This window comes from Flavobacterium sp. KH_001 (genome assembly GCF_057840745.1).
Genome location: NZ_CM174520.1, coordinates 2740468 through 2766260 on the forward strand (window position 1 = coordinate 2740468; position 25793 = coordinate 2766260).

Below are 25793 nucleotides of genomic sequence, written 5' to 3' on the forward strand. Positions count from 1 at the left end.
AAATATTGAAATGAAAATTTTTCACCATATAAGTGATATAAGGTCATTTTAGCAAATTGTGGAAAAGATTTTATTACAAATGATGTTTAACCATATAAGTGATGTAAGTACATTTTAATGGATTGTGCTAAAAGTTTTTTATTTCGAAAAACTTATATGATCTCCAGAGTTGTATACGTTGATAAAAACCTCTAGGTTATAATTACTTATATCACTTATATGGTCGAAAAATACCCGCTCAGAAGCTGTTAAATGTGGTCTGTTAAATTTTTTGTTCATAATAAATGCGAGAAACGTTTCGTTATAGACGGTATAAAATGATACATTTGAATACTAAATATAATTACAATGCGTAAACTTTCCTGGTTCTTTTTACTCCAAATAATCCTCATTTCGACCACAGTTTCGGCACAAAAATCAGCTATATACACATACGATTTAAAGGATTTTGACAAAGCACTGGCTTTATATAATGATAAACAATATGCTTCGGCACAACATATTTTTGAATATGTAAAAAACCACGCTACAACTGAAGAAGTTCAGTCAGACTGCGCCTATTACATCGCTAATTGTGCCATCAGAACCAATCAGGCAAATGCCGATGCGTTGATGGAAAAATTTGTGAGCGATTATCCAACAAGTACCAAACAAAATCAGGCTTATATTGAAGTAGCTCAGTTTTTCTTCGAACAGGGAAATTACCCAAAAGCGTTGCAATGGTTTGATAAAGTAGATGAAAGTTACATGAGTAAAGCTGATTCTGATAAATTTAATTTTCAGAAAGGATACAGTTACTTTAATGCTAAAAAGAAAAAAGAAGCAACAACTTATTTCAATAAAGTAGTAAACTCTCCTGAATTTGGTTCTCAGGCCAAATATTACTTAGGTTTTATGGCTTATGAAGGTGATGATTATAAAGAAGCAACTAAATATTTTGATGAAGTTTCAGGCGAAGAAAAATACAAAGAAAAGCTATCGTACTATCAGGCAGATATGAATTTCAAGCTTGGAAATTTCCAAAAAGCAATTGATTTAGGCCAGAAAGCAATGGCGAAATCAAATGAAATAGAAAAGTCAGAACTGAATAAAATTATTGGAGAAAGTTATTTCAATCTAAAACAATACGGCAAGGCGATTCCGTTTTTAGAGCAATATGCAGGTAAAAAAGGAAAATGGAATAATACCGATTTCTATCAGTTAGGTTACGCTTATTATGAGCAAAAAGAATACGAAAAAGCAATTTCTCAATTCAATAAAATCATTGAAGGAAAAGATTTCGTAGCGCAAAATGCTTATTATCATTTAGGTTTAAGTTATTTGAATACAGGCAAAAAACAAGAAGCTTTAAATGCTTTTAAAAACGCTTCTGAAATGGAATTCAACGCGCAAATTCAGGAAGATGCAGCTTTGAATTATGCTAAATTGAGTTATGAAATAGGAAATGCGTACCAAACCGTTCCCGGAATTCTACTTGATTTCTTAAAAAAATATCCAAATAATTCAAGCAGAGCCGAAGTAGAAAAACTTTTGGTTGATTCTTATATTTCGTCTAAAAACTATAAAGAAGCTTTGATTTTATTGGAGAAAAATAGATCTGCAGAGAATAAAGCAGCTTATCAAAAAGTACTTTTTTACAGAGGATTGGAATTGTATAACGAATCTAATTATGCAGAAGCCGGAAAAATGTTTAAAAGTGCCATGAGCGAACAAAAAACACCTGAGTTTACAGCGCGTGCGACTTTCTGGAAAGCGGAAACGGAATATCTTTTAGATGATTTTCAGAATGCATTGTTAACCTACAAACAGTTTGCGGGTCAGGCGGCAGCAAAATCGACAGAAGAATATAAAAACATCAATTATAATATTGGATACACCTATTTTAAATTGAAAGAATACGATCAGGCGGCGAATTCATTTCAGGCTCAAATTGATAATGCTCCAGCTGATAAATCACGTTTAAATGATTCCTATTTGCGTTTGGGAGATTGCCGATTTGTAACTTCAAAATATAGTGCCGCAAATGAAGCATACGCAAAAGCAATTGCAGCAAAAGGTGTTGATGCCGATTATGCTCAATTTCAAAAAGCAATTTCATACGGTTTCATGTCTAAAAATGATAAGAAAGTAGAGGAGTTGAATAACTTCCTTCAGATGTACAAAAAATCTGAGTATCGTGATGATGCTTTGTATGAATTAGGAAATACGTATGTGGCTGAGAAAAAGAACGATCAGGCAATTAAAACCTATGATCAGTTGATTTCAGAATATAAAAATGGTTCGTTTACCTCGAAATCAATTTTAAAACAAGGTCTGATTTACTACAATTCAGATCGTGATGAACAGGCTTTGTTGAAATTCAAAAAAGTAGCGGCTGAATTTCCAAAAACTCCGGAAGCTTTAGAAGCGGTTTCTACAGCAAGATTAATTTATGTTGATTCAGGAAAAGTAGATGAGTATGCGACGTGGGTACGTACATTAGATTTTGTGTCGGTTACAGATGCTGAACTGGATAACGACACTTACGATGCTGCATTCAAGCAATACAGTCAAAATAACAGCAAACAAGCGATTACTGGTTTTAGTGGTTATGTGAGTAAATTTCCGTCAGGCTTACACGCACTTGAAGCTAATTTTTATTTGGCACAATTGCTTTATGCAGAGGGTTCAGAGGTTAAATCTATTGCTAGTTATCAATATGTGATTGATCAGCCAAGAAACGAATTTACTGAGCAATCTTTAAATAAATTAGCTCAGATTTACCTGAAAGCAAAGGATTGTGATAAATCGATTCCGGTATTAGTTCGTTTAGAAAATGAATCCGATTCTGCTCAAAATAAAAACTTCGCACAAGCTAATTTGATGAAATGTTATTATGACAAAAAAGATTATAATAACGCTGTAATTTCAGCAGATAAAGTATTGCAAAATCCAAAAGCAGATGCGAATGTAAAAGCAGATGCCCAGATTATCGTAGCGCGTGCCGCAATGCAGACGGGCGATGAAGACAAAGCTAAAACAGCTTACGCGAAATTATCGACGACTTCTAAAGGAGAATTAGCGGCAGAAGCTTTGTATTACGATGCGTACTTTAAAACTAAAGAAGGGAAATTTGATGCCTCGAATGTTTCGGTTCAAAAACTGGCAAAAAATTATTCTGGTTATAAATATTACGGAGCGAAGAGTTTGGTCTTAATGGCAAAAAATTTCTACGGATTAAAAGATAGTTATCAGGCAACTTACATTCTGGATAACGTAATCAACAATTTCACGGATTTCCCGGATGTAGTGGAAGAAGCTAAAAAAGAATTAAGTGCGATTAAGTTGGAAGAATCAAAAACGAATTCGTCGATTACTAAATAAGAATAAAGAGTATAGAATATAGAATATAGAATAAATAGTAAAGAAAATAGATGCAAGATGAAAGAGAAAAGATTTAAAAAAAGTCTATTCTCTTTATTCTAAATAAAAAAATGAAAGCAAAGATTGGAAGTCTATTATCGTTATTCTTTGCTCTATATTCTTTAAAAAAAAATAAAAAAATGAGTTTACCTTTTTATATAGTTGATGTTTTTACTGATAAAAAATATGCCGGAAATCAGCTTGCAGTTTTTTTAGATGCAGGAAATTTGAGTTCAGAAGAAATGCAAAACATGGCACGTGAAATTAATTTTGCGGAAAGTACATTTATAACAAAACTGGATAGAGCAAACAACAGTGCCGACGTTAAAATTTTTACACCAGAACATGAAATGCAGTTTGCAGGTCATCCTATAATTGGAACTTCGTGGATTTTGATAAATAAAGTATTTGAGAATTCGCCTGAGAATATAAAATTAAATGTTCCGATTGGGCCAATTGCTATTCATAAAACAGAAGAGCTGATTTGGTTAAAAGCAGCACAGCCTAAGTTTTGGGATATTTTTTCAAAAGAAGATTTTACGGCATTTAGTAATCTGAAAAAAGAGGATTTTGAAAATCAATTTCCAATTCAGGAAGTGACAACCGGAAGTGCTTTTGTAATGGTAGGATTAAGCAGTAAAAGAGCCTTGGAAAATTTGGTTTTGGATAAAGATAAAACAGATGAATGGCTAAAAAAGAATTGTAAAACAGCACACAGAGGCTTGTATTTTTATTATTTAGAAGGTTCAAAATTGTTGAGCAGAATGTTATGCATTGAGCACAATCAATTGATTGAAGATGCAGCCACCGGAAGTGCAAGTACATGTTTGCAGGCATTTCTGCTAAAGTATCATAAGCCTGAATTTGAATTGACTAATTATCAGGGAGATTATATTGGTCGTCCGTCTCAGATTTATTTCAAAGGAAAATTAACTGACAATCAATTTGATATTCAGATTGGAGGAAAAGCGCAGTTTGTTGCAAAAGGAGAGTGGGAAGCTTAGTTTAAGAGTATAGAGTATAGAAAATAGAATATAGATTTAAGAAAATAGAGCCAAGAAGAAAGATATTAGAAAATAGAGAATAGGAAATAGAATATAGATTGTAAAGCAAAGATTGGAAGTCTTTTCTCTTTATTCTTTTCTCTAAAAGTCTTTAAAAAAAATAAAGTATGAAAATTAAATGCCAAAATAAAACCATCATTTTACTCCTGCTGTTTGTTGTTCAGCTTTCGTTTGCTCAAAAGAAAAATGAAAGTATCGGAACAGAAACAGTAAATGTCGTAAAGCCTTATTCGCCAACTATTTCAGATGCTTTTAAAGTGAAAGAAACTCCTTCGCTTGACGATAGCGGAAATCAGCCAAAAGAGACTATTAAATATAGTATTTTGTCAGTTCCGGTGGCATCAACTTTTACGCCTTCAAAAGGAAAGGCTGAAGGGGTTGAAAAATCAAAAAAAGAAAGATTGTTTAGTAATTATGCGACTCTTGGAGTTGGAAATTATGGGACTTTGAATGCTGAATTATTTGTAACACAAGAGCTAGGAAACAACGATTATTTGGCAGGAATGTTTCGTCATCATTCTTCGCAAGGCGGAATCAAAGATGTGAATCTGAACGATGAATTTTATGATACGGCTTTGAATGTTGGTTATGGTGTAAATAATCGCGATATGTCCTGGGCAGTAGATTTAGGATATCAAAATCAAGTGTACAATTGGTATGGTTTGCCAACTGATTTTGGAATGACTTTGCCACCAGAAACACAAGAAGATTTAATTAGAGGAATTAACCCAAATCATTCTTATAACACGATTTCGTTAGGTGGAAATATAGAATTCAATGAAGGGATTTTTAATAAAATTGACACCAGATTTACGCATTTTTCAGATAGTTTTTCTTCTTCAGAAAACCGCTTTTATGTGAAGCCTTCTTTCAAAGTAGATGTAATGGATCAGTCAATCAATACCAATATTATTGTGGATCACGTAAGCGGATCTTTTGAAAATAATTATGAGCGTACTAATTTAGAACCTGTAAAATATAGCTTAACTAATTTTGGAATCGAGCCAAGTTTTGTTGTTCATGAAAATGATTGGACATTAGAATTAGGTGCAGGATTGTATTACGGGCTAGATTCTGAAAATAGCGGAAACAAGTTTTATATCTATCCAAAAGTAAATGCTTCTTATAAATTAGTAGGAGATTTAATGATTTTCTACACTGGAGTAAATGGTAGTTTAAATCAAAATTCTTATGCCGATTTTGTGACTCAAAATCCATTTCTATCTCCAACTTTAAACATGAGACCAACTAGCAATCAGTATAATGTCTTTGCAGGTTTAAAAGGAAAATTGGCTAATAATATTAATTATAATTTGACTGGCTCTTATTTAAACGAAAAAGACAAAGCTTTGTTTAAAAGCAATGATTATACAGAGAACTTTGATAATCAGAATTATGCTTTCGGAAACTCATTTGGAGTGGTTTATGATGATGTAAGAACGTTACGTTTTTATGCAGAATTAAAAGCTGATTTTTCTAAAAATGTTTCTTTCGGAATCAACGGGACTTTTAACAGTTATAAACAAGATGGTCTAGAGGCATGGAATTTACCTTCAATGAAATTAAGCTCTAATCTTGATGTTAATATTACCAAACAATGGTACGCTGGTTTAAATGTTTTCTATGTGGGAGAACGTAAAGACATGCAGACTAATATGGATGTTACAACGCTTGGTGTTCCGGTGACTTTAAAAAGCTATTTTGATGCGAATGCACACTTAGGATACAAATACAGCGAACGATTGACTTTCTTTTTAAAATTGAATAATATAGGAAATCAGGCTTACGAGAGATGGTTAAATTACCCGGTTCAGGGATTCCAGGTTTTAGTAGGCGGAAATTATAAATTCGATTTTTAAAAGAAGTTTGCCACAAAGGCACTAAGGCACAAAGTTTATTATAATATAATTTTTAGCCACGAATTCACGAAGTAAATTAATATTTTATTCGTGAATTCGTGGCTAACTTTTTTTTACGATCTTTGCGACTTAGCGCCTTCGTGGCAATACACATATGAGCTTCAAACAAAAAATACATTCCTATTATTTACAAATGGTTCAGGACCGAATAGATGTTTTTAGAGACATGATTTCGGCTTTGACCGAAGATTCTAAAAACGATGCTAAAGGTTCTGCAGGCGATAAGCATGAAACCGCTTTGTCAATGATGCATATCGAGCAGGAGAAACTAACCAATAAACTAAAAGAAGCGATTACTCAAAAAGCTGTTTTAGATAAAATTGATGCCTCAAAAACAACAGAGAATATTATTTCCGGAAGTTTGGTTAAAGCCAACGGAATTCATTTGTATTTGAGTGTAGCACTTCCTAAAATTTCCATTGAAGGAATTAATGTAATTGCACTTTCCCCACAATCTCCCTTGGGTTCACATTTAATGGGGAATAAAGTTGGGTTTCAATTTGAAATTAATAAGACACATTATACTATTGAGACTGTTGAATAATTTAATTAAAGATTAAGGAAAGAATAATTTCTGAACAACTTTTATTCTTGCCATTGAATACTTTTCAATGTTTCTTTAAAATATCAAAATATAGTTCAAGGATCTCTTTAAAACCTTGTATTTTGTACTGTATTTATCCCTGAAATTGAAATTTTCAAGTTCAGGGCTTTTTTTTGTGCTAAAATTTTACATTTTGTATGTAAAATTCAATTTATGATTTAAAATTATAACTGAAATTGATACTTGTGTTTTTCAATTATAACCAATACCGCATCTTTGCCTTATCAAAATAAAATTTACAATTAAAAATATATAATTATGTGCGGAATCGTATGTGCCTTTGATCTAAAACAAAAAGCAGAGACTTTAAGACCTCAAGTATTAGAAATGTCTAAAATCATTCGTCACCGTGGACCAGACTGGAGCGGTATTTATAGTAATGATAAAGCAATTCTTTCTCATGAGCGTTTGGCTATTGTTGATCCAGCGTCTGGAAAACAACCTTTATTTACAGAAGATAAAAAGTTGGTTTTGGCTGCTAATGGCGAAATTTACAACCACAGAGATTTACGTAAACAATTTGAAGGAAAATATAACTTTCAGACTGAAAGTGACTGCGAAGTGATTCTGGCTCTTTATAGAGAAAAAGGACCTCATTTTGTTGACGAAATGAACGGAATCTTCGGATTTGCAATTTATGATGTTGAGAAAGACGAGTATTTTATTGCTCGTGACCATATGGGAATTATTCCTTTATACATTGGTTGGGATCAACACGGAACTTTTTATGTAGCTTCTGAATTAAAAGCTTTGGAAGGATATTGTACAAAAATTCAATTGTTTCCTCCTGGACACTATATGACAAGCAAAGATGGTGAATTTGTACAATGGTACAAAAGAGACTGGACAGAATATGATGCTGTAAAAGACAATGAAACTAGTATTCCTGAAATCAAAAAAGCGCTTGAAGCAGCAGTTCACAGACAATTAATGAGTGATGTTCCTTACGGAGTTTTACTTTCTGGAGGTTTAGATTCGTCTATTACTTCGGCTGTAGCCAAAAAATTTGCACAAAAGCGTATTGAATCAGATGATACTACTGATGCCTGGTATCCACAATTGCACTCTTTTTCAGTTGGATTAGATGGTTCTCCTGATTTAGCGGCTGCTCAGATTGTAGCAAAACATATCGGAACTATTCACCACGAAATTAAATTCACCATTCAGGAAGGATTAGACGCAGTTCGTGATGTAATTTACAACCTTGAAACGTATGATGTGACTACAGTTAGAGCTTCAACTCCAATGTGGTTAATGGCGAGAGTTATTAAATCAATGGGAATTAAAATGGTGCTGTCTGGTGAAGGCGCGGATGAATTGTTTGGAGGATATTTATACTTCCATAAAGCACCAAACGCAAGAGAATTCCACGAAGAAAACGTTCGTAAACTAGGAAAACTTCATATGTATGATTGTTTAAGAGCAAACAAAAGTTTGGCTGCCTGGGGAATTGAAGGTCGTGTTCCATTCTTAGATAAAGAATTTATGGATGTTGCAATGCGCATCAACCCACAAGATAAAATGATCAACAAAGAACACCCGATGGAAAAATGGGTTGTTCGTAAAGCTTTTGAAGATATGTTACCTGAAAGTGTTGCATGGAGACAAAAAGAACAATTTTCTGATGGAGTAGGATACAGCTGGATTGATACTTTGAAAGAAGTAGTAGCTAAAGAAGTTTCAGATGAACAATTGGCAAATGCGAGATTTAAATTCCCGTTACAAACACCAACTTCTAAAGAAGAATATTATTACCGTTCTATTTTTGCTGAACATTTTCCAAGTGATGCGGCCGCTTTATGTGTACCTCAGGAAGCAAGTGTTGCTTGTAGTACAAAAATCGCTTTAGAATGGGATGAAGCTTTCAAAAACATGAATGATCCTTCTGGTAGAGCAGTAGCAAGTGTACATGATGATGCTTACGAGAAAGCATAAAAAAATGAATTTTGAATTTAGTATATATTAAGTAAAAACGTTCTCTATTTTTAGAGGACGTTTTTTGTCTCTTAAATTATTTAAGTTCATAATTTCAACTACTTAGGATCTTTTTTTAGTAATGTTTTAACTTTCTTTTTTATATTTGACATTTATTGAAAAAGGGTTAAATCTACAAGATTAAGGAAAGATTCTCAGAGAAAAGCAGGAATAATAATTAGTTTTGCTGAAGGTTGAGATTATAATCAACTTTTAAAGTTAATTCACTTCATGAGGGGAGTGAAAAATTAATAATAAAAAATAGAATTTTATGTCTGGATTATTGGCAGTTATTGGTAAAGGAAAAGATCCAAAACTTGTAAAAGAGCTTTCTAAAAGAATGTCGCATCGAGGTCCCGATGAGAATGATATGCGTATAATGGCAAACGGGAGTGTTATTTGTCATGAAAGTTTATCAATTGTTGACTTACACACGGGTAAGCAACCGATTCAGGGGACAAATAATGCATGGATGGTTCATGATGGCGAAATTTATAACTATCAGGAATTAAAAAATACTGTTTTAAAGGAGCATACATTTAGGACAAAATCAGATTCAGAAGTTATTGTCCATTTGTACGAGGAATTTGGATACAATTTCTGTAATATGCTTGATGGAGATTTTGCTTTCGTGGTTATTGATGGTGATGATTATATTGCCGGAAGAGATCCAATTGGTGTAAAACCTCTATATTATGGATTAGATGAAAGAGGAAGGATTTATTTTTCTTCAGAAATGAAATCAATTGCCGATCAGTGTAAATCATTTTCGACTTTCCCTCCGGGACATTATTATACTGCTAAAACAGGTTTTGTGAAATATTACCGACCTGAATATGAAGATCATGTAAAAGCGGTAGAAAATCTTAATTTAGATTTGATTCGCGAAACTTTAGTCGAGGCTACCCGTAAACGGTTAATGAGTGAAGCTCCTCTTGGTGTTTTGTTATCAGGAGGTTTAGATTCTTCTTTGATTTCGTCAATTGCAGCTAGAATATATGCTGAAAACGGAAAAAAGCTACCTTCGTTTTCTATAGGATTAGGTGCTGATTCGCCTGATAATATTGCTGCCAGAAAAGCTGCAGAATTTTTAGGAACAGAACATCACGAAATACACTTTTCTGTAAAAGAAGCTGTTGAATTGATTGAAAAAGTAATTTATCATATTGAAACTTATGATATTATCTCGGTAAGAGCTGGAGTTCCAATGTATTTGTTATCAGAAGCAATTAGCGATAAAGGTATAAAAGTGATTTTATCAGGTGAAGGTGCCGATGAGATTTTTGGCGGTCATTTGTATTTTAGAAATGCACCATCTACAGAAGAATTTCAGGATGAAACAATTGAACGAGTTCAGAAATTGTTTACCGCCGATTTATTGCGTGCCGATAAAACAACAATGGCAGTAGGTTTAGAAGCAAGAATTCCATTTTTGGATACAACGTTTTTGGATGTTGCTATCCGCATTAAAACAGAGGAAAAACAACCGAAAACCTACGATGGTATCGAAAAATATATTTTAAGAAAGGCATTTGACACACCCGAAAATCCCTATTTACCAACAGAAGTTTTGTGGAGACAAAAAGAACAGTTTTCAGACGGAGTTGGTTACAATTGGGTTGATGAATTAATTGAATATTGTGCTGAACAGGTTTCAGATGAACAATTGGCCGGAGCGGCGGCGGAATTCCCATATAACTCACCAACAACAAAAGAAGCTTATTTCTATAGATCTATTTTCCATAAGTATTATCCACAAGTTAGCGCTGCTCAAACAGTACGTAAATGGATTCCGAAATGGCAGGACAATCAGGATCCTAGTGGTAGGGCAAATTCAGCACACGTAAATGCAGATAAGGAGATTTCGAAAACTAGGGTGGTTGTTTAAAAAAAAAGAGATTTTACATTCCAAAATCCATTTTTTGGAACCCGGTAATAATAATAAAAACTGAAACTAAGCAGTAAATGCTGGTTTCAGTTTTTTTATGATGTCATTGGAAATTAAATTTTGGAATTTTATTTTTCTATAAATTGCTAAAACTAAGTTAATAAGGTTTTTTGTTATTTAAGAAAAATACTATATTTGATTACCAATAACAATTTATTCTAATAATCAAACACAATCTATGAGAAACCTATTACTAAGTGGAATTTTGTACTGCTCATTCGTTTCGTTGAGTTCAGTTTATGCCCAAAAATCTGAAATGCCCAAATACATCACCAATGTAGAAGGTGTTAAAGAATATTCTTTAAATAACGGATTAAAAGTTCTTTTGATTCCAGATGCTTCTCAAAGCAATATGGTGGTCAATATTGTTTACAGTGTAGGTTCCAGAAACGAAGGTTATGGAGAAAAAGGTATGGCGCATTTATTAGAGCATATGCTTTTTAAAAGTACTAAAAATCTCGGTGACATTAAAAAAATGCTTTCTGATAAAGGTGGGGCTGCAAACGGAACTACCTGGTTAGACAGGACTAATTACTACGAAATTTTTCCATCAAACGATGAAAATTTAAAGTGGAGTATTGAAATGGAAGCAGATCGAATGATTAACGCGACCATTTTGCAAACAGATCTTGATAAGGAATTTTCAGTAGTACGAAATGAATTTGAAATAGGTGAAAATAATCCGGATGGCGTTTTGCAGGAACGAATTCTTTCAACAGCTTATTTGTGGCACAATTACGGAAACAGTACTATTGGAAGCAAAGAAGATATAGAAAGAGTTAAAGCAAACACACTTAGAGTTTTCTATGAAAAATACTATCAGCCAGACAATGCAACTTTAATTATCGCAGGTAAATTTGATGAGCAAAAAGCATTGCAATATGTTGGGCAGTATTTAGGAGCTATTCCGAGACCAAAAAGAGTTTTAGATAAAACGTATACACTTGAACCAGCTCAGGATGGAGAAAAATTCGTTGAACTTAACAGAGCTGGAGACAGTAAAAATGTAGGAGCCTTGTATCATACCGTTCCTTATGCAGACAAAGATTTTGCCGCCATTGATGCTTTGGGAGAAATTTTGACCGCTGATCCATCGGGCTATTTGTATAAAACTTTGGTTGAAACTCAAAAAGTTTCAAGTTTATATGTTTGGCAGCCAAATGTTAGAGATGCAAGTTTTATGTATTTTGGGGTTGCGGTTCCTAATGACAAAGATATTAAGGCTACGAGAGATATAGTAAGAACGGAATTAGATAAAATACCGACTACTACATATACAGACCAGGACGTAAGCAGAGCCAAAGCAAAGATTATTAAACAAATTGAAGGTGTTAAAAACAATACTATTTCTTTTGCAATTAATCTAACAGAAATTATTGGAGCAGGTGACTTTAGATTAGGTTACTTGTATAGAGATGCTGTAGAAAAATTAACAAAAGAAGATATTCAAAGAGTTGCTGAAAAATATTTCAGAAGTAATAACAGAACGGTTGGAATATTTATTCCTTCAAAAGAGGAGCAAAGAGTAAAGTCTGTTGAATATACAGATGAGCAAGTGCTTGCTTTAACCAAAGATTACAAAGGGAAGGCTCTAGAAAAAGAAGCAGCTGCATTTGAAGCTTCTATTAAAAATTTAAAGCAGAATTTTGCTGAAGGTAAATTAAGTAATGGAGTAAAATATGGTTTGATCAAAAAGGAAATAAAAGGAGGTAAAGTTCAGGCCAATTTTAAATTTCCAGTGAGTAATGAAAAAGATTTATCAGGTAAAACAGATACTGGCGGAATTCTTGCGCAATTATTAAAGACAGGAACTAAAACAAGAACAAAAGAGCAAATCCAGGACCGATTGGATCAATTAAAGTCTAGTATTTACTTTAACTTTTCAGGACAAACTTTGTCGGTTAACATTAGTACCTATAAAGAAAGTTTTAAAGAGGTGATGGGGATTTTGAATGATTTGCTTGTTAACTCTACTTTCCCGGAAAATGAATTAACAAAAACGATTACGGAGTACAATACTTATTTAGAGTCTAATCTAAATGATCCCCAAACTGTTGCTTTTACAGAACTTACAAGACAGACTACGAAATATGACAAGTCAAGTATTTTTTATACACCAACAATTCAGGAGCAGATTGACGCTTTTAAAAAGATAAAACAAACTGAAATAGTTGATTTTTATAAAAACATTCTTGGCGGAAATAATGGTATTGGAAGTGTAGTAGGAGATTTGGAGGCAAAATCTACAGTTGAGATTTTAGAAAACACTTTTGGAAAATGGAACTCTAAATCAAAATATGAATTAGCTAAACCTACTTATTTTGAAACAAAAGTTTTAGATAAGGATTTTATAACTCCGGACAAAGAAAATGCTGTAGCGCTTGGTAGAATTGGTTTTAAAATGACCAGAAGCAGTGCCGATTATCCTGCATTTGTAATGGCTAATGAAATATTGGGAAGTGGAGGTTTTTTAAGTGCAAGAATTCCAATGAGATTAAGAGAAAAAGAAGGAATCAGTTATGGGGCGGGCTCGTTTATTGATGTACCTATTACGAGTGATGTCGCTTCATGGTCGTATTATGCTTTTTTAAATCCGACTAAAAAGAGTGCAGTTGAAACGGCTACAAAAGAAGAAATTTCAAAAGCATTAAAAGATGGGTTTACTGCCGAAGAACTAAAATCAAATCTGGTTAGTTGGCAGAATGAAAGAAAAACAAGATTAGGAAATGATGACACTTTAATGAATCTGGTTAATACTTATTTGCAATACGGCGTTCCGTTGGAAGATTATGATGACTTAGAAAACAAAGTTAAAGCATTAAAAGTGGAAGAAGTTAATGCCGTTTTGAAGAAATACTTAAGTTTAGATAAAATGACGTCTGTTTATGCAGGAGATTTTAATAAAAAACTATAAAGGAGGAAAAATCCAATTTTAGAAAAATCCAAATTCCAATTTGGGTTACATTATAAAATCCGAAATGACATGAAAATGTGGTTTCGGATTTTGTTTTTTTAGGATTGTTTATGGTTTGAAACGGGGCTTTAATTTTTTTTAATTTCATTTAAGATTTAGAATTTCAAAAAAACAGAAATTAAAATCGATTGTTCCTTTTTTAATTGACTTTTTTTGATAATATGTTAATAACTTAAGTGCTTTAAATGGGAATTTAACGGATATATAATTTGCGTTTTTATATATTTGCGTGTTAGACAATAATTACATTTTTTAGAATAAATTATATGAGCGAAGAAATCAAGAAGAACAATTATTCAGCAGATAGTATTCAGGCATTAGAAGGAATGGAGCACGTAAGAATGCGTCCATCGATGTATATAGGAGATGTGGGGGTTCGAGGGCTACATCATTTGGTTTATGAGGTTGTTGATAACTCTATTGATGAGGCGATGGGAGGACATTGTGATACCATTGGTGTTGCAATTAACGAAGACGGTTCGGTAACAGTTGAAGATAACGGTCGTGGTATTCCAGTTGATTTACATAAAAAAGAAGGAGTTTCTGCACTTGAGGTTGTAATGACTAAAATTGGTGCCGGAGGTAAATTCGATAAAGATTCTTATAAAGTTTCCGGAGGTTTGCACGGTGTTGGAGTTTCCGTTGTAAATGCGCTTTCAGTTCATATGAAATCTACTGTTTTTAGAGACGGTAAAATCTACGAACAAGAATACGAAAGAGGAAAATCATTATATCCGGTAAAACAAATCGGAGAAACAGATAAAAGAGGTACACGTCAGACTTTTTACCCTGATAATACTATTTTTACTCAAACTACAGAGTTCTCTTATGATACGTTGTCAGCTCGTATGCGTGAGCTTTCTTTCTTAAACAAAGGAATCACCATTACATTTACTGATAAAAGGGAGGTAGATGAAAAAGGAGAGTTTAAAGTTGAAGTTTTTCATTCTGATGAAGGTCTAAAAGAATACATTCGTTATTTAGATGGTAACCGTGAGCCAATTATCTCTCACGTTATCAGCATGGATAATGAAAAAGGCGAAATTCCGGTTGAAGTTGCCTTGATCTATAATACAAGTTATACAGAGAATATTTTCTCTTACGTAAATAATATTAACACTCACGAAGGGGGGACGCATTTACAAGGTTTTAGAAGTGGTTTGACAAGAACTCTTAAAAAATACGCAGATGCTTCTGGGATGTTGGATAAATTGAAATTCGAAATTGCGGGAGATGATTTCCGTGAAGGATTAACAGCTATTATTTCGGTAAAAGTTGCAGAACCACAATTCGAAGGGCAAACAAAAACGAAGCTTGGAAACAGAGAAGTAGTTTCTCCGGTTTCTCAGGCTGTCGGAGAAATGCTAGAGAATTATTTGGAAGAAAATCCAAATGATGCCCGTATCATTATCCAGAAAGTAATTTTGGCTGCTCAGGCCCGTCACGCTGCTAAAAAAGCACGTGAAATGGTACAACGTAAAACCGTTATGGGCGGTGGAGGATTGCCGGGAAAATTATCAGATTGTTCTGAGCAGGATCCTGCAAGATGTGAGGTTTATCTTGTCGAGGGAGATTCGGCTGGTGGAACAGCAAAGCAAGGTCGTGATCGTAACTTTCAGGCTATTCTGCCTTTACGTGGTAAGATTCTGAATGTGGAGAAAGCGATGCACCATAAAGTATTCGAAAACGAAGAGATTCGTAATATCTTTACTGCTTTAGGAGTTACCGTTGGTACTGCGGAAGATAGTAAAGCGTTAAATCTTGAAAAATTAAGATATCATAAAGTAATCATCATGTGTGATGCCGATGTCGATGGTAGTCACATTTCTACCTTAATATTAACGTTCTTCTTCCGTTTCATGAAAGAGCTTATTGAAGAAGGTCACGTTTATATCGCAGCTCCACCTTTATACTTAGTTAAAAAAGGAAATAAAAAAGAATATGCATGGAATGATGTTCAACGTGATCAGGCAAATGAGAGAATGGGAGGAAGTGCAGCGATCCAACGTTATAAAGGTCTTGGAGAGATGAACGCGGAGCAATTATGGGAAACTACAATGGATCCGAATTTCAGAACTTTGCGTCAGGTAACTATTGATAGTTTGGCCGAAGCAGACAGAGTTTTCTCAATGTTAATGGGTGATGAAGTACCACCACGTAGAGAATTTATCGAGAAAAATGCTGTTTACGCAAATATCGATGCATAATAAAAAAGTTTAGCCTTCAATTCGTTTAATTGTTTAAATTTACTTAAACGATTAAACGAATTGTCGTTTATAAAATTAATTAATAACCGATAAAGTATAAAATATGAAAGTTACCATTGTAGGAGCAGGAAATGTTGGAGCTACATGTGCAGATGTTATTTCTTATAGAGGAATTGCCAGCGAAGTAGTGTTGTTGGATATTAAAGAAGGTTTTGCCGAAGGGAAAGCGTTGGATATTATGCAATGCGCTACTAATACAGGTTTTAATACCAAAGTATCCGGTGTAACCAATGATTATTCTAAAACAGCAGGAAGTGATGTGGTAGTAATTACATCAGGAATTCCGAGAAAACCAGGAATGACACGTGAAGAATTAATAGGTATTAATGCAGGAATTGTAAAAACAGTTGCTGAGAATGTATTAAAGCATTCGCCAAATACTATTATTGTAGTTGTTTCGAACCCAATGGATACGATGACGTATTTAGCTTTGAAATCTACCGGATTACCAAAAAATAGAATTATTGGTATGGGTGGTGCTTTAGACAGTTCTCGTTTCAGAACTTATTTGTCTCTGGCTTTAGATAAACCGGCAAATGATATTTCAGCAATGGTAATTGGAGGTCACGGTGATACTACAATGATTCCGCTGACGCGTTTGGCATCTTATAATGGAATTCCAGTAACAGAATTTCTTTCAGAAGAGGCGTTGCAAAAGGTTGCTGCTGACACTATGGTTGGAGGAGCAACACTTACAGGTCTTTTAGGTACGTCAGCGTGGTATGCGCCAGGAGCTTCTGTGGCTTATTTAGTTGATAGTATATTGAATGACCAAAAGAAAATGATTGCCTGTTCTGTTTTTGTTGAAGGAGAATACGGACAAAATGATATATGCATTGGAGTACCTTGTATTATAGGTAAGAATGGTGTAGAAGAAATTTTGGACATTCAGTTAAATGATAATGAAAAGGCTTTATTTGCTAAAAGTGCAGATGCAGTAAGAGGCATGAATGATGCCTTAAAGTCGATTTTAGTATAAAGAATTTGGTAAAAAAAGGAAAAGGCTGCACTTTTGCAGTCTTTTTTTTGAGATTAATTAATAAATAAATTGGTTAATCTTTTCGAGAATTATATATTTGCTCGGTTTAAAAAAAATGTTGTAATTCGTGATCTGGTTTTTTAGTTTTAAAAAATGATGTCAGGGCTTATTTTATGGGACTTTAAAACAAAAACAAACAATAAAACATAATTAATTTTTAGTAATAATGCAGAATAAAGGACTTATTAAATTTTTCGCAATTCTATTTGCATTGGTAAGTATTTACCAACTTTCGTTCACTTTTGTGGCAAACAGCGTCAAAAGTGAAGCTAAAGCTTTTGCAGGAGACAATCCTGATAAAGAGCTAAAATATTTAGATTCTATTGGTAAAGTAGAGGTACTAAATCTTGGTTTTACAAATTTTACTTATGATGAAGTAAAAAACAAACAATTAAATAAAGGTCTTGACTTAGAAGGAGGAATCAACGTAATTCTTCAAATCTCTGTTAAAGATGTATTGAAAGGATTGTCAAACAATTCTAAAAATCCGGTATTTAATAAATCATTAGCTGATGCGACTGCAAATTTAGAAGGAAACAAAACCTATTTAAATAAGTTTTTTGAGGCATTTGAAGCAAACTCAAACGGAACTACAAGATTAGCTTCGCCAGATATCTTTGCAAACAGAAGTTTACAAGGTGAAGGTGGAATTGATTTCCAAATGACTGATGCGCAAGCTCAAAAAGTAATTAAGAAAAAAGTTGATGAGTCTATCGAAAGTGCTTACAAGGTATTAAGAGAGCGTATTGACAAATTTGGTGTAACGCAACCAAATATTCAAAAATTAGGAGAAACTGGAAGAATTTTAGTTGAACTTCCAGGTGCTAAAGATGTTGATAGAATCAAGAAATTATTAGGTGGAAAAGCTCAATTAGAGTTTTGGGAAACTTATAAAATTGAAGAAATTGGAAACTTCTTAGTTGCTACTAACGAAGCTTTGAAAAAAACTGAAGTTAAGAAAACAGAAACCAAAGCAGTTGCTAAAGATTCATTGAATGCTTTATTGACTGATGCTAAAGATTCTGTTGATGTTAAAAAAGGAAACAACCCGTTATTTGACAAAATGTTAGGTCAGGGTGGTGGACCAGTTTTAGCTTACTTTGCTCCAAAAGATACTGCGACTATCAATGCTTATTTTAAAAGACCAGAAATTAGAGTTTTATTGGCTGCTGACCAACACAATGTAAAATTTGTGTGGAGTAAACCAACTACCTTAAAAGATGCTAAAGGAAAAGAAGTTGAAGCAGTTGAATTATACGCTTTAAAAGGAAACAGAGATAACGTACCTGCTATGAGCGGTGGTGTTGTTACTGATGCAAAAGATACTTTTGACCAATTAGGAAAACCAGCTGTTTCTATGCAAATGAACAGTCAGGGTGCTAAAGTTTGGGAAGAATTGACAGGAAGAGCTTTCGCTCAAAAAAGTTATATTGCGATTGTTTTAGATAACATTGTATATTCTGCTCCTGGAGTAACTAGTGGTCCAATTGCCGGAGGAAGATCTGAAATCACAGGTTCTTTTGATGTAGCTGAAACTAAAGATTTAGCAAACGTATTGAATGCAGGTAAATTACCAGCTTCTGCAGATATTATCCAATCAACTGTTGTAGGACCGTCTTTAGGTCAAGCTGCAATTGATGCTGGTACTATCTCATCTGTATTAGGATTTTTATTAGTTTGTTTATGGATGGTATTCTATTATGGTAAAGCAGGTTGGTATGCTAACCTTGCCTTATTATTAAACTTACTTTTCTTGTTCGGAATTATGGCAAGTTTTGGTTTTGTATTAACATTGCCAGGTATTGCAGGTATCGTATTAACATTAGGTACTGCGGTAGATGCTAACATTATTATATTTGAAAGAGCAAAAGAAGAATTGCGTGAAGGTAAATCATTGTCTGAGGCAGTTGTTGCTTCTTACGGATGGCACGGTGCAATGCGTTCTATTATTGATGCGAACGTAACGCACGTTTTAACTGGAGCAATCTTGTTTATTTTTGGAACAGGACCAATTAAAGGTTTTGCTTTAACATTATTAATTGGTATCGTAACTTCATTGTTTACATCAATTTTTATTGCCAGAATTTTCATTGACAGAAATATTGCTGGAAAAGGTGATTTAACTTTCTCTACTAATATTACTAAAAACTGGTTTACTAATTTCCACTTTGACTTTATTAAAATCAAAAAATTCACTTATATCTTCTCTTCTATTGTAGTTGTAGTAAGTTTAATTTCTATCTTCTTCGTAAACGGATTAGATGAAGGTGTTGATTTTGTTGGAGGAAGAACTTTCCAGGTTAAATTTGAAAAGCCAGTAGATGCTACAGTTATTTCAGATGAATTATCTACTGCTTTTGGAACTCCTGTTGAAGCTAAAATTTTAGGTGATGATGATCAATTGAAAATCACAACTAAATATAAAATTAAAGAAGACGGTGTTGCTGTTGATGAAGAAGTGAACAAAAAATTATATGATGCATTAGCGAAATATTTCCCTAATGTTACTTATGAGAAATTCACTAACACTTTTGATGGTAAGAGAGTTGGAGTTTTACAATCTTCTAAAGTTGGAGCTTCTATCTCTGAAGATATCAAAACAAATTCATACTGGGCTGTTCTTGGTGCGATGGCAGTTATTTTCTTGTACTTAATGATCTCTTTCCGTAAATGGCAATATTCATTAGGTGCGATTGCAGCTGTTGCGCATGACGTAATCTTTGTGTTAGGAATCTACTCTTTATGTTATAAATTCATGCCTTTCCACATGGAAATGGATCAGCACTTTATTGCTGCGATTCTTACTGTTATTGGATACTCTATGAATGATACCGTAATTGTATTTGACAGAATTAGAGAGTTCATTATCGGAAACCGTAAAGGTAGTTTTGAAGATATCGTAAACGCTTCTATTAATACTACATTATCAAGAACGTTGAATACGTCATTAATGATGATCATTGTATTATTAACGATGTTTATCTTTGGTGGAGAATCAATCAGAGGGTTTATCTTTGCGATGTTAATTGGTATTGTTGTAGGTACTTATTCTTCATTATTTATTGCTACGCCAGTATTGGTTGATACAATTTCTAAAGATGATAAACATACAATCGAAGACAAACACAATCAAGCATAATTAACTGCTAGTTAATATATAAAAAAAGATCCAGTGAAAACTGGATCTTTTTTGTTTAAATAGAGATCGAAGATTAGAATAATAGATATTAAGATTGAAATAATATCGATTAGCTATTTGCCACAACTAACTTTTTTAAAGCTACATATGAAATTATTTAGAACTACTAAAAAGTTTTTTTTGCATCGTTGCTATTTCTACTACTTTGTAATTGTAATTCAAAGGGGAGGAGTAATTCAATTTATTTATATTCAAAGGATAGATTACAGGTTATAACTATATTGAGCGATTATGGAAAGAATGAAAGAATAATTGCTTTAGGAAAAGTGTATAATAAACCTGAAGCAAATTATGCTAAATTAGATATTTCTGAAGTAACAGAATTAGGGGATGAAATTGGTGTATGCTGGCTCGCCAACGGATGGCAATTGGTAAATGATGGATCAAAAATTGTTGAAATTAAACTAGACACTGCGAAGTATGTTGTTAAGACGAGCTGGTATAAAGACGATGATGCTGTGCCTAATGCCGCTTTTTATCGTAAAGCAAATTGTTATACCGTTGGGGTTTTGAGTTATTCAAAAATTCATCCAATTTCTAATGGGTATGTTGAACGAGAATAATTGCTAGATGTCATTTTAAATTTAAAATTTGATTGTATAATATAGTGGTTCTTGATTTTTGAAAATAGAATTTCTTAATTAGCCCCGATGGGAGCGGTATCTCCCGATTTAGAAAAACAAGGTTCTTTAGCCGTAGTTTTTGTTAATCGGGAATATAGCGGATAGCGGGACTGATGGTTCTTTTGCAAAAGATACTTTCTGCTCCTGAAAATAAAAATTAGTAGAAGAAACTTCAATAGATAAAGCTGTTACAAGTTGTGAATGAATTTTCTATTTAGTGCTAAGGCAAAAAAAATCGCCCAATACTTTTAGTATTGGGCGATTTTGTATGTTGTAATTGTATTTTAAGATGCTGCTAAAGGGTTTCTTTGTGCTCTAATGATAAAGAAAAGCCCGATAATGATAAAAGGTATGCTTAGCCATTGTCCGGTTGAGAAATAGCCTAATTCTTCTTCTATTCCGCCCTGACTTTCTTTTACGAACTCGACGATGAAACGCACAACAAATAAAAGCACTAAAAATAATCCAAATAAGAATCCTGATTTAAGTCTTGCATTTGTTTTCCAATATAAGAAGTATAGGATTGCAAATACGAAAATGTAGCAAATTCCTTCGTATAATTGTGTTGGATGTTTTGCAGGAACCTGTGCTAATAATTCAGCGAATTTTGGATCGTGAGCAATTGCATTGTAAGCTTCTTTTGGATCTGCAATTTGAGTTGCATTAACGGCCTCACCTTTGCTGAATTTGTCATGTAAAAAACGAATTCCGAAAGCAGAAGTGGTTTCGTGCCCAATAATTTCAGAGTTGAAAAAGTTTCCTAAACGTACAAAAATTGCACCACTGGCTACCGGAATAACTACGCGGTCTAAAATCCATAATAAAGGGCGTTTTAAGATTTTTTTGCTGTAATAGTACATGGCAATAATAATTGCAATGGCAGCACCATGACTTGCAAGACCCTGGAAACCTGTGAATTCAAATTTAGGTTCAAATCTGAAAGGTAAAAAGATTTCAAGTAAATGATTTCTGAAATATTCCCAATCATAAAAGAAAACATGTCCTAAACGTGCACCTGCTAAAGTTGCTAAAACCGTCCAAACAAATAAAGAGTCTAATTTGTCAATTGATTCATTTTCGCGTTCGAAGATTTTTTTCATTATGTACCATCCTAAACCAAAAGCAATTACGAACATTAGGCTGTAATAACGAATCATAAAAAATCCTAAATTGATTCCTTCTGAAGGGTTCCAAACGAGGTTTAAGGCTTGTGTCATGTAGTATTGTATTTTTTTATTAGTTGTAAAAATAAATATTTAAAGTAGAGTTCCTCTTTATAAAAAGTTAATGTTTGTGTGAACATTTCTTCTCTGGAACGGGATCGTAGCCTGTTCTTCCCCACGGGTGACAGCTCAAAATACGTTTCATTCCTAAGTAACCTCCGTAAAATAAGCCGTGTTTTTGCAGTGCTTCAATCATATAGCTAGAGCATGTTGGCTCGAAGCGGCAAGACGCGGGTGTGAATGGCGAAATGGCGGTTTGATAGAAGCGTACTAATAAAACAAATGGAGTGATTACTTTCATGATTTATTAGAAAATGAATTGATTATACTGAAAAGGTTGTGCCGTCTTTTCCGTCTTTCAACTGAATACCCAATGCAATCAATTGATCACGGATTTGGTCAGAAAGTGCGAAATTTTTATCTGCTCTGGCTTGATTTCTCATTCCGATAAGCATGTTAACAACACCTTCTAATTTATCATTGTTGCCATCGGCTGCCTTTTCGTCGCTTAAACCTAAAACATCAAAAACAAAAGCATTAATAGTTGTTGTGAATATTTTTAGGTCTTCAGTAGTGATCGTTTCTTTTCCCTCTTTTAGTAAATTGATAAAACGAACTGCTTCAAACAATTGCGCAATTAAAATTGGCGTATTGAAATCGTCGTTCATAGCGTCGTAGGACAATTGTTTCCAAGAAGCAATATCAATAGAGCTTGTTGCGCTAGTTGAAATAGCAGGCAACGCATCAACTGCTTCCATTAATCTTTTGTATCCTTTTTCAGCAGCTACAATAGCATCGTCAGAAAAATCTAAAATGCTTCTGTAGTGAGCTTGTAACATGAAAAATCTTGTTACAGATGCCGAGAAAGCTTTGCTTAAAATAGTATTGTCTCCACTTAAAATTTCACCTGGTAAAATATTATTCCCAGTTGATTTTGCCATTTTCTTTCCGTTTAAGGTCAGCATATTGGCGTGCATCCAGTAATTTACCGGAGATTGACCAGTACAAGCTTCGTTTTGTGCGATTTCGCACTCATGATGCGGGAATTTTAAGTCCATTCCGCCACCGTGAATATCAAAATGATTACCAAGGTATTTGGTGCTCATCGCTGTACATTCGAGATGCCAACCCGGAAAACCATCGCTCCAGGGTGAAGGCCATCTCATAATATGTTCTGGTTCTGCTTTTTTCCAAAGCGCAAAATCCTGCGGATTTCTTTTGTCTGATTGGCCATCAAGATCACGGGTGTTGGCCAACATATCTTCGATATTTCGACCGCTTAAAACTCCGTAATTGTTGGTTTCGTTATATTTTACAACATCAAAATAAACTGATCCGTTGGCTTCGTAACCAATTCCGGTATCTATGATTTTTTTGATGATTTCGATTTGTTCAATAATATGTCCTGTTGCAGTTGGTTCAATACTTGGCGGCAGAAAATTAAATGACTTTAAAATATCATGAAAATCTACTGTGTAGCGTTGTACAACTTCCATTGGTTCAAGCTGCTCTAAACGTGCTTTTTTGGCGATTTTATCTTCACCTTCATCAACATCATCTACAATGTGTCCAACGTCCGTAATATTACGAACGTAGCGAACTTTATAATCAAGATGTAAAAAATACCTGAATATAACGTCGAAAGACATAAAAGTTCTCACATTTCCTAAGTGTACATTGCTATAAACCGTAGGTCCGCAAACATACATTCCAACATTTCCTTCATGAATTGGGTTGAAATTTTCTTTTTCACCCGAAAGTGAATTGTATATTTTTAGATGTTGACTTGTATATAAAGGCATATTCGTTTTTGCTGTTTAATCGTTTAATTGTTGGTTTGTTTAATCGTTGGGGTAATTAACGATTAAAATTGCGTATCTAGCTTGATGTAATCTAAGAACTCTCTTTTCGTTTGAGGATCTTTAAATTTTCCACCAAATTCAGATGTTACTGTACTGCTTTCGATATCTTTAATTCCTCTTGAATTTACGCAAAGGTGTTTAGCGTCAATAACGCACGCAACATCTTCTGTACCTAAAGCTTTTTGTAATTCCTGAACAATTTGCATAGTAAGACGCTCCTGAACCTGAGGTCTTTTTGCATAATATTCCACTATTCGGTTCATTTTAGATAAACCGATAACTCTTCCGCTAGAAATGTACGCTACGTGGGCTCTACCAATAATTGGCAGTAAGTGGTGTTCGCAGGTAGAATAAACAGTAATGTTTTTCTCTACTAACATTTCACCGTATTTGTAATTATTGTCAAAAGTAGAAGCTTTTGGTTGTTTTGAAGGGTTTAAGCCACCAAAAATCTCCTTAACAAACATTTTTGCTACTCTGTTTGGAGTACCTTTTATGCTGTCGTCTGTCAAATCCATTCCAAGAGTTTGTAGAATGTTTTCGACATCTTTTTTTATTTTTTCTATTTTTTCATCATCTGTTAAGTCAAAAGCATCCTGTCTCACAGGGTTTTTCGCATTGCTGCTAAAATGATTGTCTCCTATTTCGTCTAAAAAATCTTCGTTATTTATCATTAAAAACTACTATTATAATGGGTATATCTTTTTAAGGCGGTAAAGATAATTAATAAAAAGGAAACCTTTTCTATCGTTTTTACTATTTAATGAATCCTTTTTGGATATAGTTTAAATTAGCTTCTTTTATATGTTTTTTATTTATTTTATTACTCAAAAAAATAAGAGTACGTTTTTATAAAATCAATAGAGAAATCTGCAAATGCAAATTTTTCAGCATTGGGCTTTTTCGCAGGAGAATATTTTTTTAATGACAGGTATTTTGTTATTTCTTTTTCAGGTTTTGTAAATCCATAGTTATAGGCAGTGGCGAAAAATCTAATTTTATCTTGTGTTGTTTTAAAATCGATATTTCGATACCTATATTCAGCAACATACCAATATACCTTTAGGTATCGAAGCTGCCACTGAAAATTTTCAAGACGCTTTATTCTTTCTTTTCTTGCCTCTGTTTCATTTTTCTTTTGAATAAGAATCCAGTTGTATTGTTTCAAACTTTCGTTATTTGCTACATAACTCTCTAAATCTTCTAGAAAGGAAGGTTTCATTTGGAAATAACCAGTTGAAAAATCAGATGCATTTTTTCCTTCATTAACATATAAAATTCTGTTTGAAGATGTTTCCAGATAGTCTGAATAAGAGTCATATCGTAAAATTTCTGGAAAAGCAACAGAAAGAATATGTGCTTTTTCGTTTTTATTGAGTTCTAAATCAATTTTCTTTTTCTGTTTTTTTAATAATGAAAAAGCGCGGTTAATATGTTTACGATAATATTCTATACTTTCGTTTTGAGGATTAAAAAGAGGTTTAATTCTAAGATTATCTTTTGCATCCAAACTATTGTAATCAATAGTGAACGATGTTGATATCAGAAAGAGAAATACTATTATAATTAACTTTTTCATGATAAAAAGCCTATAAGTCTATAGCTAATTTACTAAGAACTAATTACATCAAAACTTTTTTAGTATTTTATTTTAAAAAAAATAGAGAGCAAAAAAAATCTGTTTCAACATTTAAG

The 25793-nt window shown here is 33.5% G+C and carries 16 protein-coding genes; 11 read left to right on the plus strand and 5 right to left on the minus strand.

Annotated elements, in window-relative coordinates; all coding sequences use genetic code 11:
- Positions 1–348: 348 nt before the first annotated feature.
- From AC3ITQ_RS11875 to AC3ITQ_RS11925, 11 genes are all read left to right on the plus strand, one after another.
- Positions 349–3363 (plus strand): tetratricopeptide repeat protein, encoded by a 3015-nt coding sequence (locus AC3ITQ_RS11875; protein ID WP_489234457.1) that lies wholly within the window; start codon positions 349–351, stop codon positions 3361–3363.
- A 179-nt stretch (positions 3364–3542) separates the two neighbouring features.
- Positions 3543–4406 (plus strand): PhzF family phenazine biosynthesis protein, encoded by an 864-nt coding sequence (locus tag AC3ITQ_RS11880; RefSeq protein ID WP_489234458.1) that lies wholly within the window; start codon positions 3543–3545, stop codon positions 4404–4406.
- Between the two features lie 167 nt (positions 4407–4573).
- The gene (locus AC3ITQ_RS11885; RefSeq protein ID WP_489234459.1) at positions 4574–6325 is read left to right on the plus strand and encodes a TonB-dependent receptor; all 1752 of its coding nucleotides are present in this window, start codon (positions 4574–4576) and stop codon (positions 6323–6325) included.
- Between the two features lie 154 nt (positions 6326–6479).
- A complete protein-coding gene (locus AC3ITQ_RS11890; protein ID WP_489234460.1) occupies positions 6480–6929 on the plus strand; it encodes a hypothetical protein in 450 nt (149 codons plus the stop codon).
- Positions 6930–7247: 318 nt separating this feature from the next.
- A complete protein-coding gene (gene asnB, locus AC3ITQ_RS11895; RefSeq protein ID WP_489234461.1) occupies positions 7248–8924 on the plus strand; it encodes an asparagine synthase B in 1677 nt (558 codons plus the stop codon).
- Positions 8925–9234: 310 nt separating this feature from the next.
- Positions 9235–10851 (plus strand): asparagine synthase B, encoded by a 1617-nt coding sequence (asnB, locus tag AC3ITQ_RS11900; RefSeq protein WP_489234462.1) that lies wholly within the window; start codon positions 9235–9237, stop codon positions 10849–10851.
- Positions 10852–11089: 238 nt separating this feature from the next.
- Positions 11090–13825 carry a M16 family metallopeptidase gene (locus AC3ITQ_RS11905; RefSeq protein ID WP_489234463.1) on the plus strand — a complete coding sequence of 912 codons (2736 nt, stop codon included), beginning with the start codon at positions 11090–11092 and terminating at the stop codon, positions 13823–13825.
- A 326-nt stretch (positions 13826–14151) separates the two neighbouring features.
- Positions 14152–16092, plus strand: a complete 1941-nt coding sequence (gyrB, locus tag AC3ITQ_RS11910; RefSeq protein WP_056204073.1) for a DNA topoisomerase (ATP-hydrolyzing) subunit B — start codon at positions 14152–14154, stop codon at positions 16090–16092.
- A 103-nt stretch (positions 16093–16195) separates the two neighbouring features.
- On the plus strand, positions 16196–17131 hold the full coding sequence (gene mdh / locus AC3ITQ_RS11915; protein WP_072975713.1) for a malate dehydrogenase: 936 nt from the start codon (positions 16196–16198) through the stop codon (positions 17129–17131).
- A gap of 226 nt (positions 17132–17357) precedes the next feature.
- Positions 17358–20330 carry a protein translocase subunit SecDF gene (gene secDF, locus AC3ITQ_RS11920; RefSeq protein ID WP_489234464.1) on the plus strand — a complete coding sequence of 991 codons (2973 nt, stop codon included), beginning with the start codon at positions 17358–17360 and terminating at the stop codon, positions 20328–20330.
- Positions 20331–20611: 281 nt separating this feature from the next.
- Positions 20612–20953, plus strand: a complete 342-nt coding sequence (locus tag AC3ITQ_RS11925; protein WP_489234465.1) for a hypothetical protein — start codon at positions 20612–20614, stop codon at positions 20951–20953.
- Between the two features lie 344 nt (positions 20954–21297).
- Here AC3ITQ_RS11925 and lgt read toward each other — a convergent pair whose 3' ends face one another.
- From lgt to AC3ITQ_RS11950, 5 genes are all read right to left on the minus strand, one after another.
- Positions 21298–22230 carry a prolipoprotein diacylglyceryl transferase gene (gene lgt / locus AC3ITQ_RS11930; protein ID WP_489234466.1) on the minus strand — a complete coding sequence of 311 codons (933 nt, stop codon included), beginning with the start codon at positions 22228–22230 and terminating at the stop codon, positions 21298–21300.
- A gap of 67 nt (positions 22231–22297) precedes the next feature.
- Positions 22298–22537 (minus strand): membrane protein insertion efficiency factor YidD, encoded by a 240-nt coding sequence (gene yidD / locus AC3ITQ_RS11935; protein WP_089353350.1) that lies wholly within the window; start codon positions 22535–22537, stop codon positions 22298–22300.
- 22 nt (positions 22538–22559) lie between these two features.
- Positions 22560–24038, minus strand: a complete 1479-nt coding sequence (gene cysS / locus AC3ITQ_RS11940) for a cysteine--tRNA ligase (protein WP_489234467.1) — start codon at positions 24036–24038, stop codon at positions 22560–22562.
- A 62-nt stretch (positions 24039–24100) separates the two neighbouring features.
- On the minus strand, positions 24101–24772 hold the full coding sequence (gene folE, locus AC3ITQ_RS11945; RefSeq protein WP_072975704.1) for a GTP cyclohydrolase I FolE: 672 nt from the start codon (positions 24770–24772) through the stop codon (positions 24101–24103).
- Between the two features lie 149 nt (positions 24773–24921).
- On the minus strand, positions 24922–25677 hold the full coding sequence (locus AC3ITQ_RS11950) for a hypothetical protein (RefSeq protein WP_489234468.1): 756 nt from the start codon (positions 25675–25677) through the stop codon (positions 24922–24924).
- Positions 25678–25793: the final 116 nt, after the last annotated feature.

Bases quoted from the DNA above. Each gene is read 5' to 3' on its own strand.
- AC3ITQ_RS11875 (WP_489234457.1), top strand. From the start codon at position 349: ATGCGTAAACTTTCCTGGTTCTTTTTACTCCAAATAATCCTCATTTCG.
- AC3ITQ_RS11880 (WP_489234458.1), top strand. From the start codon at position 3,543: ATGAGTTTACCTTTTTATATAGTTGATGTTTTTACTGATAAAAAATAT.
- AC3ITQ_RS11885 (WP_489234459.1), top strand. From the start codon at position 4,574: ATGAAAATTAAATGCCAAAATAAAACCATCATTTTACTCCTGCTGTTT.
- AC3ITQ_RS11890 (WP_489234460.1), top strand. From the start codon at position 6,480: ATGAGCTTCAAACAAAAAATACATTCCTATTATTTACAAATGGTTCAG.
- asnB (WP_489234461.1), top strand. From the start codon at position 7,248: ATGTGCGGAATCGTATGTGCCTTTGATCTAAAACAAAAAGCAGAGACT.
- asnB (WP_489234462.1), top strand. From the start codon at position 9,235: ATGTCTGGATTATTGGCAGTTATTGGTAAAGGAAAAGATCCAAAACTT.
- AC3ITQ_RS11905 (WP_489234463.1), top strand. From the start codon at position 11,090: ATGAGAAACCTATTACTAAGTGGAATTTTGTACTGCTCATTCGTTTCG.
- gyrB (WP_056204073.1), top strand. From the start codon at position 14,152: ATGAGCGAAGAAATCAAGAAGAACAATTATTCAGCAGATAGTATTCAG.
- mdh (WP_072975713.1), top strand. From the start codon at position 16,196: ATGAAAGTTACCATTGTAGGAGCAGGAAATGTTGGAGCTACATGTGCA.
- secDF (WP_489234464.1), top strand. From the start codon at position 17,358: ATGCAGAATAAAGGACTTATTAAATTTTTCGCAATTCTATTTGCATTG.
- lgt (WP_489234466.1), bottom strand. From the start codon at position 22,230: ATGACACAAGCCTTAAACCTCGTTTGGAACCCTTCAGAAGGAATCAAT.
- yidD (WP_089353350.1), bottom strand. From the start codon at position 22,537: ATGAAAGTAATCACTCCATTTGTTTTATTAGTACGCTTCTATCAAACC.
- cysS (WP_489234467.1), bottom strand. From the start codon at position 24,038: ATGCCTTTATATACAAGTCAACATCTAAAAATATACAATTCACTTTCG.
- folE (WP_072975704.1), bottom strand. From the start codon at position 24,772: ATGATAAATAACGAAGATTTTTTAGACGAAATAGGAGACAATCATTTT.
- AC3ITQ_RS11950 (WP_489234468.1), bottom strand. From the start codon at position 25,677: ATGAAAAAGTTAATTATAATAGTATTTCTCTTTCTGATATCAACATCG.